Origin of the sequence: Sphingomonas sp. BK481, assembly GCF_014194875.1 — a bacterium.
Taxonomy (GTDB): domain Bacteria; phylum Pseudomonadota; class Alphaproteobacteria; order Sphingomonadales; family Sphingomonadaceae; genus Sphingomonas; species Sphingomonas aerolata.
The window spans coordinates 1-13,930 of the sequence record NZ_JACIAP010000028.1; the positions used below are offsets into that span (position 1 = coordinate 1).

The 13,930-nt window shown below is 63.0% G+C and carries 21 protein-coding genes; 13 read left to right on the forward strand and 8 right to left on the reverse strand.

The genetic code is table 11. The features are described 5' to 3' along the window. Positions 1-199 (forward strand): hypothetical protein (locus FHY04_RS22360; protein WP_221211938.1); only part of this gene is annotated, 199 nt, incomplete at its 5' end. Between the two features lie 372 nt (positions 200-571). On the opposite strand, the gene FHY04_RS23140 is transcribed toward FHY04_RS22360, so the two are convergent. Beyond that, positions 572-946, reverse strand: a complete 375-nt coding sequence (locus FHY04_RS23140) for a zf-TFIIB domain-containing protein (RefSeq protein ID WP_156360279.1) — start codon at positions 944-946, stop codon at positions 572-574. A gap of 71 nt (positions 947-1,017) precedes the next feature. On the opposite strand from FHY04_RS23140, the gene FHY04_RS21930 reads away from it, so the two are divergent. The 4 genes from FHY04_RS21930 to FHY04_RS21945 all read left to right on the forward strand — a co-directional run bounded on the left by FHY04_RS21930 (position 1,018) and on the right by FHY04_RS21945 (position 3,137). Next, positions 1,018-1,260, forward strand: a complete 243-nt coding sequence (locus FHY04_RS21930; RefSeq protein ID WP_221211939.1) for a hypothetical protein — start codon at positions 1,018-1,020, stop codon at positions 1,258-1,260. Positions 1,261-1,558: 298 nt separating this feature from the next. Beyond that, positions 1,559-1,999, forward strand: coding sequence for a hypothetical protein (locus tag FHY04_RS21935; RefSeq protein ID WP_156360277.1), 441 nt, complete (start codon positions 1,559-1,561; stop codon positions 1,997-1,999). 65 nt (positions 2,000-2,064) lie between these two features. Then, positions 2,065-2,433 carry a hypothetical protein gene (locus tag FHY04_RS21940; protein ID WP_183937979.1) on the forward strand — a complete coding sequence of 123 codons (369 nt, stop codon included), beginning with the start codon at positions 2,065-2,067 and terminating at the stop codon, positions 2,431-2,433. 281 nt (positions 2,434-2,714) lie between these two features. Continuing rightward, positions 2,715-3,137, forward strand: a complete 423-nt coding sequence (locus tag FHY04_RS21945; RefSeq protein ID WP_311726009.1) for a flagellar basal body protein — start codon at positions 2,715-2,717, stop codon at positions 3,135-3,137. Positions 3,138-3,144: 7 nt separating this feature from the next. Here the strand turns inward: FHY04_RS21945 and FHY04_RS22845 are convergent, their stop codons facing one another. Then, positions 3,145-3,270, reverse strand: coding sequence for a hypothetical protein (locus FHY04_RS22845; RefSeq protein WP_260171737.1), 126 nt, complete (start codon positions 3,268-3,270; stop codon positions 3,145-3,147). Positions 3,271-3,309: 39 nt separating this feature from the next. On the opposite strand from FHY04_RS22845, the gene FHY04_RS21950 reads away from it, so the two are divergent. The 4 genes from FHY04_RS21950 to FHY04_RS21965 all read left to right on the forward strand — a co-directional run bounded on the left by FHY04_RS21950 (position 3,310) and on the right by FHY04_RS21965 (position 7,426). Continuing rightward, positions 3,310-3,954: a recombinase family protein gene (locus tag FHY04_RS21950; RefSeq protein ID WP_183937981.1), complete on the forward strand. Its 645-nt coding sequence runs from the start codon at positions 3,310-3,312 to the stop codon at positions 3,952-3,954. Next, on the forward strand, positions 3,954-5,615 hold the full coding sequence (locus FHY04_RS21955) for an IS481 family transposase (RefSeq protein ID WP_183937983.1): 1,662 nt from the start codon (positions 3,954-3,956) through the stop codon (positions 5,613-5,615). Before FHY04_RS21950 ends, FHY04_RS21955 begins: the two co-directional genes overlap by 1 nt. After that, entirely contained in the window at positions 5,615-6,586 is a 972-nt protein-coding gene (locus tag FHY04_RS21960) for an ExeA family protein (RefSeq protein WP_008830441.1), read from the forward strand. Before FHY04_RS21955 ends, FHY04_RS21960 begins: the two co-directional genes overlap by 1 nt. Positions 6,587-6,811: 225 nt before the next feature. Then, on the forward strand, positions 6,812-7,426 hold the full coding sequence (locus tag FHY04_RS21965; protein WP_260171738.1) for a type IV secretory system conjugative DNA transfer family protein: 615 nt from the start codon (positions 6,812-6,814) through the stop codon (positions 7,424-7,426). A gap of 518 nt (positions 7,427-7,944) precedes the next feature. On the opposite strand, the gene FHY04_RS21970 is transcribed toward FHY04_RS21965, so the two are convergent. The 3 genes from FHY04_RS21970 to FHY04_RS21980 are packed head-to-tail and all read right to left on the reverse strand — an operon-like array spanning position 7,945 to position 9,824. Continuing rightward, entirely contained in the window at positions 7,945-8,868 is a 924-nt protein-coding gene (locus FHY04_RS21970) for a replication initiator protein A (protein WP_183937985.1), read from the reverse strand. A gap of 13 nt (positions 8,869-8,881) precedes the next feature. Continuing rightward, positions 8,882-9,196: a hypothetical protein gene (locus tag FHY04_RS21975; RefSeq protein WP_183937987.1), complete on the reverse strand. Its 315-nt coding sequence runs from the start codon at positions 9,194-9,196 to the stop codon at positions 8,882-8,884. Beyond that, positions 9,186-9,824 (reverse strand): AAA family ATPase, encoded by a 639-nt coding sequence (locus FHY04_RS21980; RefSeq protein WP_183937989.1) that lies wholly within the window; start codon positions 9,822-9,824, stop codon positions 9,186-9,188. Before FHY04_RS21980 ends, FHY04_RS21975 begins: the two co-directional genes overlap by 11 nt. A 220-nt stretch (positions 9,825-10,044) precedes the next feature. Here FHY04_RS21980 and FHY04_RS21985 point away from each other — a divergent pair, with 220 nt between their 5' ends. The 3 genes from FHY04_RS21985 (at position 10,045) to FHY04_RS21995 (ending at position 11,257) form a co-directional block, all read left to right on the forward strand. Then, positions 10,045-10,293: a DUF4160 domain-containing protein gene (locus FHY04_RS21985; RefSeq protein WP_183937991.1), complete on the forward strand. Its 249-nt coding sequence runs from the start codon at positions 10,045-10,047 to the stop codon at positions 10,291-10,293. Further along, positions 10,280-10,693: a DUF2442 domain-containing protein gene (locus FHY04_RS21990; RefSeq protein ID WP_183937993.1), complete on the forward strand. Its 414-nt coding sequence runs from the start codon at positions 10,280-10,282 to the stop codon at positions 10,691-10,693. Before FHY04_RS21985 ends, FHY04_RS21990 begins: the two co-directional genes overlap by 14 nt. Before the next feature lie 111 nt (positions 10,694-10,804). Beyond that, entirely contained in the window at positions 10,805-11,257 is a 453-nt protein-coding gene (locus FHY04_RS21995) for a hypothetical protein (protein ID WP_183937995.1), read from the forward strand. A gap of 94 nt (positions 11,258-11,351) precedes the next feature. On the opposite strand, the gene FHY04_RS22000 is transcribed toward FHY04_RS21995, so the two are convergent. The 3 genes from FHY04_RS22000 to FHY04_RS22010 form a co-directional block, all read right to left on the reverse strand. Continuing rightward, positions 11,352-11,849, reverse strand: coding sequence for a hypothetical protein (locus FHY04_RS22000; protein ID WP_183937997.1), 498 nt, complete (start codon positions 11,847-11,849; stop codon positions 11,352-11,354). A gap of 245 nt (positions 11,850-12,094) precedes the next feature. After that, on the reverse strand, positions 12,095-12,799 hold the full coding sequence (locus FHY04_RS22005; RefSeq protein ID WP_183937999.1) for a hypothetical protein: 705 nt from the start codon (positions 12,797-12,799) through the stop codon (positions 12,095-12,097). An 11-nt stretch (positions 12,800-12,810) separates the two neighbouring features. Then, positions 12,811-13,410, reverse strand: a complete 600-nt coding sequence (locus tag FHY04_RS22010; protein WP_183938001.1) for a recombinase family protein — start codon at positions 13,408-13,410, stop codon at positions 12,811-12,813. Positions 13,411-13,568: 158 nt separating this feature from the next. Here FHY04_RS22010 and FHY04_RS22015 point away from each other — a divergent pair. Next, the coding region (locus FHY04_RS22015) for a transposase (RefSeq protein ID WP_183938003.1) at positions 13,569-13,930 on the forward strand (362 nt) is incomplete at its 3' end.

Sequence of the window (13,930 nt, forward strand, 5' to 3'; positions counted from 1 at the left end):
CCGTGAACCTGACCGGCCGCTACAGCGCTGGATGATAGCGCGCGGCCGGTCAGCTTCACTACCGCTGAGCTACACCACCACCCGGGACACGACCGATGTTGGGGTGTCCAAAAGAACTGAGGGCCAATTTGGTTTGAAGCTTGTTTACTATCAAGGCCTGTACGCCGGGGTGGTGGTGAACGAGCAATTTGCTGACTGATCAATCACTTGGGTCGAAACCCAGAACCGCCTGTTCCGATGAACGACGATCGTTATGCCGGACAGCGTGATCGCTGCTGTTATTTTGGGCGTGTGGCGCGCGAGGTAATTGCATGGAATAAGGCGAAGGCTGCGGCATTTGGTAGGCGGGACGGAGTGCAGAAGAGCGAGGGTAGTCTCCGTAGCTTCCTCCCTCATAGGCATGCCTACCGTCCCAGTTGACACCGCCATGCGTACCGCTCCAACTGACGCCAGCGCCATGGGATATGACCTGCGCGCTGACAGACGCTGTGGTCCATCTGACAAGGATTAATAAGGCCACGAGCTTGAGCCCGCATCTTCTGGTCACGCTATCTTCCTCTATGCACCACGACTATGAGACACCTATCTGTTTAGAACACGCGGCCGATTGCCGATCAATGCTGGAACAGACCGCCAAGGACGTCGCCAGGGCGATAGGCAGCATGACCACCGTGGCCATGCTGGCTGTCACGGTGCCCACCGCCATAAGGTCTCTCATTGTATCCGCCCCAAAGAGTAGGCTGGGCGTATCCAGGCTCAATCGGCTGTAACGGAAATCGGGTGCCGGCCTCGCCGTCGCCTCGAACAAAGCGTTCTTATCGATGATGATCTTGTCGAGTTCGCCGCGATTCAGCCAGATACCCCGACATTGCGCACAACACTCGATCTCACCCCCTGCCTGTCCGCAAGCATGAGGTCGATCCGGCACACGGGACAAAACATGCATTGTATCCGGGTGGTCGTGGTTACCGGTGCGGCGTCCGTCATGGTGCAGCCCCCTGGTTGATCGACGTCGACATGAGCGACTGCGTATCGGGCGTCGCTTTGATGTTAGTAACTATACCCGCCGTAACGCTGATTATGCTCGCGACGCTCATGCCGGCGCTCGCGATGCTCCTGATGCTCCTGCCGACCATTATAGCCGTAGCTGCCACGATAATAGCCGCCATTGCCACGCCAAGATTGGTTATAGCCAAGATCACGATCACGATCGCCAAAAGAGCAATCATGCCCAATGTTGCGCGGTATTGGTCACCGTAAACTTGGCCTCTACCCTAACCGCCATAGGATTGGGCCGTCGCAGCCGGGGTCAAAAAGGCAATGACCGCAAAAATTAAAATAATATTACTTTAATAAATAACTCCATTGCAAAGCGACTAAAAATTTCACAATTCAACTTATATGATATTATGAGTAAAAAAAGGTAATACTACCGGAAGCGAATACTCATAGAGGTACAATATTACATATCTTTGCATAAAACTGTACCTATGATTGGCATTATATCTAAGCCGATAAGACGGCGTACTGAGGTCAAGAAATTCGCAAACATCGAAAGTTGAAAATTTCGGCAACAGGATCGGTCGCACAGGGGTGCCGTTGCAATCCGGACTATCACTTCATCGTCGTTGATGCTACGGCGCAATCCGTGCGACGCCTCTTGAACATTTTTGCCTGCCTAATGCTCGTTTTCTCTCTTGAGACGACGGCAGCGGCGCATGTGTTCGAACGGCCGGATGCCAGCATCAGTGCAAGCGAGACGCCGGGCGAACAAATCGCCGAAGGGCACACGCCCGGCGACGCCGATCAGGTGCCCTCGGATGGCGACAAGGGTTATCCTCATCACCACGGTGGGTGCCACGGCGATCATGTCGCGGCGCCGGTCAAGATCGCCAATGCCGCCGTCACGCGCGACCTCCGCCTTGCCCCCGTTTTCGCAGGCCGATCGATGCTGCCTCTGTCCACGGCCGATCCCGCATTGAGGCCGCCACAAGCCTGACGACCCGTTAACCCCGCCGGCTGCTGCCGCGCGGGGCGAACTAGGTTCGTCAGGAGTCATCATCGATGCATCGTACAATCGCGACCTTCATGGTCGCGGCGTCCTTGGCCAGTGCGGCCGAGGCGCAGACATCACCGCCGCCGGGTCTTCCGGCGGCGACCACCTCGTCACAGGCGACGCCCGCCTTTTCGCTCGATGCCGCGCTCGGCGCTGCCGGCATGCCATCGGCTTCTCGCACGACGGCAACAGACACCACAACAGGCGGGGCGGCGTCCGGTCCCGGCGGGAGCACGCAATCCGCGCTGCCTTCGATCGGAGCGGCGACCGCGAACGTCGCGGCCGCAACCGCCGCAAGGCGTGTAGCGGGGCTGCGCCCCAATCCCGAATTACAAACGCAGGTTGAGAATATCGGCGGCAGTGGTGCCTACATGTAGCGGCTCGCAATGATGATCGCCCGGAACTGCAATAGAGGGGCGTTTCGCGCTCAGATTATGTGAGACGCTGGCGATCGGCCGGCGCACGTTAGTTGAGACACAAATCACATTCGGTGCGACGGACGCGAGATGTTCGGCGACGGGCGCAGGATCGTCGACACGACGGTGCAAGCGCAAGATGATTAAAGATCGATGATTGACCCATACCGACCGCAATCATCCTATATTATGCAGTAGGCTGCGCGCTAGCTGCGTCAGATGGATGTTTGAAAGGTAAGGTCGTGTCCGAACCGGCGGTACTGAACGCAATCATGGTCGCGATGAAGAATCTGTCCTACCGCCAGCAAGTTATCTCAGGGAATATAGCGAATAGCGAGACACCCGGCTACAAAGCACGCGACGTCAAAGCACCGGATTTTTCGAAACTAATCGACGCGAGTCTGACGCGCACAAGCCCGCGCGTTAGCGCGCCTCGGGTCGAGCTTACTCCAGGAATGATGGCGCTGGGCATGCAGCCGGTAGGTTTGAATAACGCTACTATCCTGGACAAGGACATCAGCGAAACGAAGCCTGACGGGAACAATGTCACGCTCGAAGATCAGCTTATGAAGATGGGTGATATTCAAGCAAAGTATACTGCCCTTGCGAGTATGAGCCGCAAATTAGACGGATTTATGAGTAAAGCAATCGGTGTAAAGGTTTGAACCATGCTCACGAGAAACCGGAAGTACTGAGCGCGGCACCGCAAGGAAAACGAGCGGTTATCTCGCGGTCGCGCGATGCCGCCTCCACCAGCCCGAAAACGACCAGAAAACCCGTTGTGAAAACCAGCGCCATCTTGCACCATGGCGGTGATCTTTTCTGGCGGGGTACGCATTGCTCATCGGCTATATCCGGGTGTCCAAGTCGGACGGCACGCAAACGCTGGAGCCGCAGCGCGACGCGCTGTTCGCGGCCGGCATCGATCCATCCCGCATCTATGAGGATATGGCCTCGGGTCGCCATGATGCCCGGCCGGGCCTCACCGCCTGCCTGAAGGCGCTCCAGCCAGGCAACACGCTCGTCATCTGGAAGCTCGACCGCCTCGGTCGCGATCTGCGTCACTTGGTGACGACAGCCGAGGATCTCCGGTCGCGCGGAATCGGGTTGAAGGTCCTGGCCGGTGCCGGCGCGCAGATCGACACGACGTCCGCCAATGGCCGTCTCGCTTTCGGCATCTTTGCTGCGTTCGCCGAGTTCGAGCGCGAGCTGATCGCCGAGCGCACCCATGCCGGCCTTGCTGCGGCGCGCGCTCGCGGTCGCATGGGCGGCCGGCCGCGGAAGATGAACCGGGCGACGCTGACGATGGCGATGGCGGCGATGTCCGATCGGGGTGCCGTTGCCGCCGATGTCGCCAAACGGCTCGGAATCACGACCACCACCCTCTATGTCTACGTCAACGGCGACGGCACGCCCAAGGCGCCGGGACAGGCGTTGCTCGACGCTGGCCCGACCCGGCAATTGCAAAGCCAGGCCGCGTAATGAGCGCGGGCGTCACGGTCCCCATCGAGGCGATCGTGACGCTCCGGCGTCGGTTGGCGGCGTTGCCGGCAAGGCATCCCGAGCGGCAGCCGCTGATGGCATCGACCGCCGAACTATACGACATCAGCCGAGCCACGCTCTACCGGCTGTTGCGCGGCGAGCGACGGCCGAAGGACGCACACCGTGCCGATCGTGGCCTGTCGCGCACCATGCCTGCCGGCGAGATCGAATGGTGGTGTGAGGTCGTTGCGGCGATGAAGAGCCGCACGACCAACCGGCAGGGCCGTCGTCTCTCGACGAAGCGTATCCTCGAAATTGTCACCGAACACGGCGTCGAGACCCCAGATCGCGGTCTGGTGAAGCTGCCGCCAGGGCGGTTGGCGGCATCGACGCTCAACCGGCACATGCGGCAACGCGGGTACGACCTCGACCGCATGACGCGCGAGCCGACTGCGGTGCGCTACCAGGCCGAACGCGCCAACATGCTCTGGCATTTCGACATGAGCCCGTCCGACCTCAAGCAGTTGAAGGCTCCCACTTGGATCGATCTGGATCGTAACGGCGCGCCGACGCTGATGCTGTTCTCGGTGGTCGATGACCGGTCGGGCGTCGTCTATCAGGAATATGCGCTCGTCTATGGTGAGGATGCCGAGGCGGCGCTGCGCTTCCTGTTCCGGGCGATGGCACCGAAGGAGGACAATCCGTTCGAGGGCATCCCAGAGAACATTCAGCTCGATGGCGGCCCGGTCGGCAAATCGAGCGTCTTCAAGCGGGTCATGGAATGTCTCGGGATCACCGTCACCCCACACATGCCGGCAGGGTCAGACGGACGCCGCACAACCGCGCGCGCCAAGGGCAAGGTCGAGCGACCGTTCCGCACCGTCAAGGAAGCGCACGAGACGCTGTACCACTTCCACGAACCCGCCAGCGAGGAGGAGGCCAACCGCTGGCTGGCGCGCTACATCGCCACCTACAACGGTGGCGATCATCGTCGCGAGCCGCATTCCCGGATCGACGACTGGCTCGGCCATCTGCCCGATGGCGGCATTCGCGCCATGTGCAGCTGGGAGCGCTATTGCGCGTTCGCGCGGGAGCCCGAACGCCGCAAGGTCGGCCTCGACTGCCGCCTGACCGTGGCCGGCGTCACCTATGAGGTCACGTCCGAAGTGGCCGACGAAACAGTCGTCGTCTGGTGGGGGCTGTTCGACCAGGAGCTATGGGTCGAGCATGGCGACGAGCGGTACGGCCCGTTCGATCCGGTCGGAGGGCCGGTGCCGCTGCATCGCTATCGCAAGCATCGCAAGAGCCGGCGCGAGGTCCGCGCTGATCGCGTCGATGCGCTGGCGACGAAGATCGGGATTCCCCGCTCGGTCCTGACGGGTGAGGACGACATCGTTGAGATCGGCCGGAAGCTTGCCGATGGCATCGCGCCCGTGCCCGCTCGGCCCTTCGCCGATCCAGATCCGTTCGCAGAACTCACCTTCGCTACGCCCCTCAAGGCACGCTTCGCCATATCCGAGGAGCTGCGCCTGCCGCTGGGCGGTCTTTGCGAAGAGGACCGCGCCTTCATCGACGCGTTGCTCGCGCGCACGCTGTCCCGGCCCGAGGTGATGGATGAAATCCGCAGGCGATTCCCGCCCGGCCATAGACGGAGCGGCTGATGCAGACCGAGGTTATGCGCTATTACGGATTGGCCCGGCCCCCGGTCGATCTCGGCTTCTTCGAGACCGAGCATCATGCTCAGCTCACCCATGATCTGAAGACCGCAATCACGGGCGGACGCCTGATCGCACTCACCGCCACCATCGGCTCGGGCAAGACCGTGCTGACGCGGCGACTGCGTGAAGAACTGGAGCGCGAGGGGCGCGTGATCGTGTCGCGCGCGCTCAGCCTGGAGAAGGCCAAGATATCCGTACCGCTGCTGGTCGCGGCGCTGTTCTATGACCTTTCGTCCGAGAAGACCGTCTCGATCCCCAGCCAGTCGGAACGGCGCGAACGCGATCTGCAGGAGCTGTTCCGCAAGGCCAAGCGACCGGTCGCACTGTTCGTCGATGACGCGCACGATCTCCACCCCAAGACGCTGACCGCACTCAAACGCCTCGTCGAGCTTGTCACCGAGGGTGGCGGTCAACTGGCCGTGATCCTCGTCGGCCACCCCAAATTGCGGAACGACCTCAAGCGGCCATTGATGGAGGAAATCGGCGACCGGACGACCGTGTTCGAGTTTGGTGGCCTGCGCGATCGGCAGCGCGACTATATCGACTGGGCGCTGCGCACCGCGTTGTCGCCGGGGATCGAACCGGATGCGGTGCTGACCGAGGACGCCGCGATCCTGCTCGCCGCCAAGCTCAAGACCCCGCTCCAGATCGGCCGCCATCTCGTCCGCGCGTTCGAGGCGGGGTTTGAGGCCAGCGTGAAACCGATCGATGCCGCGACGGTCGAGGGTGTGCTGTCGCGCCAGATCGACGATCTCGAACCCCAGCTCACGCGCCACGGTTACGACACCAAGAGCCTGGCGGACCAGTTCGACGCGAAGCCTGCAGAAATCCGTCAACTGCTCCGGGGTGGGCTCGATCCCGCGCGTGCCCGCGAGCTTACTGACGATATGCGGGCAGCAGGACTGCCGCTCTGACCGCCGTGTCCGCGATCTTGCGCTGCTCAGTGAATATCTCGCGTCCGTCGCACCGAATGTGATTTACGTCTCAACTAACGTGCGCCCGCCGATCGCCAGAGTCTCAAATAATCCGAGCGGGAAAGACCCCTCTATTGCAGTTCCGGGCGATCATCATTGCGAGCCGCTACAGATAGCCCCCGCATCGTCGCCAGCACGGCCGCATCGGATTTCACCTTTGCCGGGTTGAAGGACACGACAGCTACCGTGTTCCTGTGCCTGCCACCCGATCGGCTCGATACCTATGCCCGCTGGCTCCGCCTGCTGGTGAGCCAGGCCGTCACCGACATGGCGCGCTCCACCGCTCGCCCTTCTCGGCCCGTACTGTTCCTGCTCGACGAGTTCGCCGCGCTTGGTCGCCTCGAACCGGTTGAGCGCGCGATGGGGCTGATGGCGGGCTATGGCCTCCAGCTCTGGCCGATCCTCCAGGATATGCACCAGCTCAAAGCCACCTATGGGGAACGCGCCGGCACTTTCATATCCAATGCGGGCGTGATCCAGACGTTCGGGGTGAACGACCATGCGACCGCCGACATGCTCTCGCGCACGATCGGCGACACTACGATCGAATACGACACCGTCAGTACGTCGCGCGGCACTCGCTGGGGCGATAACCGCGCCGGCCCCTCGGAAAGCATCAGCGGACACGTTTCTGCCCGCCGTCTCGCCACACCCGACGAAATCATGCGGATGCGGCCCGACCAGCTCCTGCTGCTGCGGCAGGGCGAACACCCACTCGCGGTCGAGAAAATCCGCTACTATGACCAGCGCGAGTTTGCCGGGCTGTTTGATCCGGCGTGATTTCAGCCCCGCTGGCGATGTTCGACGGAACAAGCCCCCCGACCCATCTAAAAAGTCTTCTCCTGCCCTCACGGCGCGTCTGGGCGGCCGTAGCGGGCGATTCCATCGCCACTCGTCTCACTTATTCTTCGCCTAGCCAGTGGCGCTTGCGCCGCTCTTGTGACGCCGAAGGCGGCACGCTGCGAAAACGCATCGGCCGGTAGGCCGATTCCGCAATGTCTTTCCCTCACTGGTCGGTCATGCCCGATTAGCTTGCACTGCGCACTATCGGGGTTTTGGCCCCCACTTTGATGCATTGGTTCGGGTTATCCACAGGCGGGATTCTTTAAGAAGAATCTCCTATGTAATAGGAGGTTTAAGACTCTTACGGAGCCGTTTCTGGCTGCTTATTCAATGGCTTAGCGGCAGTTCTAGGGGCCAAAACCCCGTGATTCGCGGGGCCAAAACCCCGTGATTCGCAGGGGCCATTCCCCCGATAGTTGGAGCTCGCTCACTATCGGGGTTTTGGCCCCTGGCGATCAGTCGGCTGGAAACCCCATCGGTGGGCGCGGTAAACGCTTGAACTGAAAGCCCGGGTGGTCGGTCGAAAGTTGGCATCTCTCTGTGAAGTTAAGAACCTCCTCACCTTCATCGTTCCTCACCAATTCCAGCCAATAGCCGGGTAGCCGCTGCCGCTCGACCGCGACCCGCAACTCCTTGGCGAAGTCAGCCACGCGCTGGGTGCTGCCGCTTTTGTGGTGGAGCTGCTTCATGGTGAAAGCCCAACCTGCCGCCTGATGACCGCCATGCTTCCGCACGACGCGGTAAAGCCACCGCTCGATCCCGCCGGTCAGCTTGAAATAGGCTCGGTCGATGCCGAGCACGAGGCGATCAGTCAGCACGCCCTCGTAGAGCCAATCGGATATGGTAAACTCGACGCCGGTCGATCGCCCAAGGTCGTCGGTTGGTGCCGAGTAGCGCTCGATCCAGTGGAAGCCCTCGGGGCGCTTCTTCTTCCCCTGGCGGATGTTGGTGCGGATCAAGGTGGCGCTCAGCCGCTCAAGCGCCTCCACGATCCGGCGATACTCGTTTCCCCCGGTTGGCCGATCAATCCCGCGTAGCAGCTCGTAGAGCGGGACGTGAAAGTGCGGCGTGGTGGGTTGTCCCGCCGCCTTCGCCGCCCGGAGTTGCGACACCGCCCATATCAGGATGTCGCAATCCCATATGGTCGCGATGCCGATCTCGGCCGGGGCCGTGACGTTGACGGTGACCGTGGTGGTGCCGTTCTGCACCGAATAGTCGATCGGCTCGCTGCGGCGCTGTTTGGAGAGGCTGAAGAATGGCCGCTCCATCATCTCCTGCTCGTCGTGGGTCGGTATGTCGCCGGGCAACGTCACGAATAGGTCGAGCTGGCCGAGCAAGCCGACCGGGTCGCCTTCTTTCCTTCTGCCCTTCTTAGTCATAAAGGCTCCAAGGTCAGCGGCGCGATCGGCCGCTCGGCACGCTCGCGGCTACCGCCTCCAACGGCTCCAGCCCACGCGCTTCCAACAGTCGGTTCCACGCCTCATGCCCCAGCTTCTGCAAGCTAAGCCCGGTGTCGAGGCTAAGCTGGCGAAGCCGCTTACGGTCGCGGGGGGTGACTTGCACGTTGATCGGCACGATCGCCGGCGATGCAGCGTCTCGAACGGGAGCGGCGTTGGCCGTCGCCACAGCGATCGGGGCCGCGGCGGGTTCTTCGTTCAGCTCGCCCATCACGTCGGCGAGCGCGCGACCGGTGCGCTTACTGCTCATATCGTATCTCCTGAATCCAGCTCCAAACCTGGCGTAGCTCGTCGGCCGCGTCGCGTGCGGCTTGGCCGCGCATTTCGGTCACGCCCCTCCCCTCAAGTGAGGCGTCCAGATAAACGGTGCGGTCGGATAGATGGGTCGGGCAAACCGGGACTGGGTAGCGCGACAACGCGGCGCGGGCCGCGGTCGCGCGGGAGTCGTTTTTCGCAGCGTTGACGATAACGACTGCGCGCTGGTCGAGCCGGCGGAGAATCTTCAACGTCTCGCCAACCGCCTCAAGGTCGTCGGGAGACGGCCGCACCGGCACGATCACCAAGTCCGCCACGCGCGCCGCCTCGGCCTCCGGCTCTTCGACGGCCGGGCGGGTGTCGATGAACAACGCACCCTCCGGTTTGCGGCGAAGGCTCTTGGCCGCGTCAGTTAAGGTGGTGCCGTCTAGGTCGATCAGCTCGGGGCGCTCAATGGCCGGCTCGATCTGCTCGCGGCGCGTCCACCATTTCGTTGTCGTACGCTGTGGGTCTCGGTCGATGATAAGGCTCGGCTCCGTCTCGCCCGCGAGAACCGCAAGCTGACGGGCAAGGGTGCTTTTACCTGCCCCGCCCTTCTGGCTGATAAGTGAGTAGATTTGCACCTTCGCCCCTTCTGCTCCTCTTACCTGTGACACTATGAAGGCTCTTGGGTGTGAAGGGAATACCCTTTATCCCTGCCGGCTAGCGATCGTCACGCGCCAGCGCTGAGACGCCGGCATGGCGGCTCGGTCGAAACGCAGCGGAGATAGAGCGCGGCCCCGCAAGGAGCCGCGCTCGCCGTGCAACTATTCCCTAGCGCTTGGGTTTCTGATATGTTGGCCTATGCCCGTCGTCTATCGCATCGGTGGCCTGCGGGTCGTGATCTGGCCCAACGATCATCGACCGGCGCATGTCCATGTGAAGGGCGCGGAAGGAGAGGCGGTGTTCAACCTGAACTGTCCCGGCGGTCCACCCGAACTGCGGGAAAGCTACGGCTTTAAGGTGCCGGACGTGAACCGGATCGAGGAGGCGCTGGTCGAGCTGGTGCCGACACTATGCGCGGAATGGAGGACGATACATGGCGATTACTGAGCAGGAGCTGGCGCAAGCCGAAGCGCGTATGGAAGCGATCCGCGCCGCGGGTCATGCCGTGTCCGCCCGCTACGATCGTCGGCGGTCGCGGGTCGTGGTTGCGCTGAACACCGGGGTCGAGCTGACGTTTCCGACGCGGCTCGCGGAAGGATTGGCCGATGCTTCGCCCGACAACCTCGCTGAAATTGAAGTCAGCCCGGCGGGCTTGGGACTGCACTGGCCCAAGCTGGATGCGGACCTCTACGTTCCGGCGCTGCTCCAGGGCGTGTTCGGCTCCAAGCAATGGATGGCGCGCCAGCTCGGCGCGGAAGGGGGGCGCTCCCGGACGGCCGTCAAGGTCGCCGCCTCGCGCGCCAACGGTCGTAAGGGTGGTCGGCCGCGGAAGTTCGCATTGGCGTAATTCCGCACTGCTAGCCTTTATGCCTGTGACACTAAGAAGGCTTACAGGAGAGTAGGGACATTAGGCGAGTTTCCGCTTTCGTTCTCGCCGGCAGTGAATCATAGAATCGTCATGCCGATAGCGCCCGAACATCGCTGGCTCTACCCGATCGACTGGCGCGAGCTGTCTGCATTCATCAGGTTTGGCCGCGCCAAAGGGCGCTGCGAGCATTGCCGCCGTCCGCACGGCCGCAACGTGCTGCACCTCGGCGATGGAGTATGGTGGGACGAGGACGTGAGCCGCTGGCGCGACGGGCAGGGCAGGGCGCTCCGCCGCCTAGCCGCTCCTGCGGACATGGCGCGTGCGCAACCGGGGCTCGCCGGCATCGACCCACCTGCATCGGTGCGCGTCACGCGCGTCATTCTCGCCAGCGCGCACCTGAACCATGATCCCGGCGACAACCGGCCGCGCAACCTCGCCGCGCTCTGCCAGCGATGCCACATGCGCCACGACGCCGGGGAGCATCGCCGGCGCCGGTGGCTCAACGCCTTCCGGGTGCGTGCGATTGGTGACCTGTTCGCCTGAGCGGGGATCTCCGGCAGGCCGTCAGGCCTCGTCTCTAGGGTCGGGTGGTGTGGGACAAGCGATGAGGCCGCCCCGATCGGGGCGGCCTCGATCCTCAATAGCCGCTCAACAACCGCATCTGCGCGTGCGCCTCCTGTATCGCCCGCATGGCCGGACTCGCTTGCAGCTCGCGCATGGCGCGCATCGTCGGGCTGTTCTGAAGCTCCTCGATCGCCCGCATCGTTGGACTGCTCCGCAGCTCCTCGATCGCGCGCATGGCGGGGCTCTCGCTCAAGCGCCGGGCAGCTTCCTGCGCCGCCATCATCGCGGGGCTGTTCATCATCTCTTGGGCGGCGAGCATGCCTGGGCTCAAGGCGTCCTGCATCCGCCGGTGCGCCTCCAGCATCTGCCGCGCCGCACGGGGAGAGTAGGGCGCGCTCGTCCGGCGTGCGGGTGCGGGCACGGCCGATCGCCGGGCCTGGGCGTCCGCCAAATACCTTGCCCCCTGGTCCTTCCACTTGCCCTGCAACCGGCGCACGGCCGTCTCGGTAGGCTTGTCCAAGGCGCGCTTGATAGCGGCAGTCGGCTTGCGCGACGGGTCGGCCGCCAGCATCTCCGCCACCTTCCTGAGCGTAGGACTATCGTCTAGCCCCGTGCCGCGGGGTCGGCCGCGATTCCGCTTGGTGGTGCTCATGGTCGTTCCTTTCACTTGGTCGGCAAAGAATGGCCGCAAATCAGGCAAGTTCAAGTGAGAAGAAATGAGGCCGAAAAGCGCGGATAAATGCACCTGAAAACTGTCGATGCTTACTCGGTAGCGAGGATAAATCGGGCGGGGGGGGGCGCCGCTACAAGGCAACCTCAGCGCCCGAAAATGCGAGCTAGCAGCCCCAGCCGCTTGGGAGCGTCTGGCCCGCTTGGCACAATCGGCTCCGGCCGCGCGAGGGCGACAATCTCAGCCATCAGGTCGGCGCGTCGCTTACCCCGCACGGCAGCGAGTTTGCTCTCCTGCTCACGCCATAGCTCGCCGTAGAGCGCGTGGGCGGTGGTGTGCGCCTTCGGTTCGCCCCATGCTACGCGCATCATCTTCCGATCGGTCTTGTTGAGGCCGAGAAGCTCGTCGCATCCGATCACGTCATAGGTGAGGTCGAGCTTGGCGAGCTGGGCGTAGGGCGTGCTCTCCAGGACGTTGAAGCCCGGCTCGCGCAACACCTCGCTATAGGGTACACTCCAACTGCTTAGCGCTGCCCAATAGTGGAGTTGGCGCAGCTCGTCGTCGAACGGCCTCCCCTCCTTTTTGAGCTGGCGAATGATCGCGCGCCGCGCGACCGCCATCTGGCTGAACGCTCCGGGCAAGGGCAACTGGCGTTCCGCCATTGCTAGACGTGCAGCCGGGTCGTCCTGCACTTCCTTGATCGCGTCGCCCCAGAACTGCCCGTCCACCTTTTCCGGCCCCGGCACTGCGGCCGTGGCGCTTCCATCCTCGTTTTCCGCCCAAACTGGCGTCCACTGCGCCTCGCCTTGCCGGCGCGCGTCGTCGTCTGTTTTCGTGTCAATCCAAAGCATGGGCGATCTTTTCATGCTCTTTTAGCGGGAAGCGGCATCGCGCCTGATGCTCGCTCCCGATGATCGCGCAACACGCGCTGCACGGTCGATCGCGATACGCGAAACAAACTGGCGAGCTGGGCAGGGGAGCCTTGGCCGGACTCTGCCTTGGCAATGATCTCGGCGCGCTGCTGGCCGGTGAGGCTCGGCCGGCGTCCAAGGTGCCTGCCGGCCTTACGCGCGTGTGCCAGCCCGTTCATGGTTCGCTCGCGGATCATAGCACGCTCAAACTCGGCGAACGCGCCTAGCATCTGCGTCATCAACCGACCTGGCGCGGTAGTGGTTTCGATCGCTTCCGTCACCGATCGGAATCCCGCGCCCGCGGCGGTGATCGCCTCCAGCGTGAACAGGAGGTCGCGAAGCGAGCGCGATAGCCGGTCGAGCTTCCACACCACGAATACGTCACCGGGCTTCAACGCCCCGATCGCGCGCGCCAGCTCGGGGCGGTCAGCCCGGCCGCCTGATGCCTCCTCCTGATAGATGGGATCGCACCCGGCATCGCGCAACGCGCGAAGCTGCGGGTCTATGTCCTGGGAGTCACCTCGGGATACGCGGGCATAGCCGATTTCCATGCCTTCATTCTGGCACGGGTTTGTGACACCTGCAAACCCTTGAAAAAGCTAGGGCGGGATGCCGGTGTCACAACCGTCCGAGGCCGTTGAAAAACGGCTGCTTGCGACGGTGACGAGGGCGTGATTCACTCCTGCAAGGCGGTAGGGGGATCACGGACATGATGGGTCGGCAGGTGGCGCAAGGGGCGCTGTTCTATGGTTTCCGGCTCGATGAGCATGTGCCGGTCGACCACCTGCTCCGACGCATCGACGGCGTGTTGGACTTCGGCTTCGTGCGCGAGGCGCTGGCGTCGAGCTACAGCGCGAGTGGGCGACCCTCGATCGACCCGGAGCTGATGCTCAGGATGCTGCTAGTTGGCTATCTGTTCGGCATCCGCTCGGAACGCCGCCTGTGCGAGGAGGTGCACCTCAACCTCGCCTATCGTTGGTTCTGCCGGCTCGATCTGGGCGACCGAGTGCCCGACCATTCCACCTTCTCCAAGAACCGGCACGGCCGCTTCCGCGCCTGCGACTTACATCG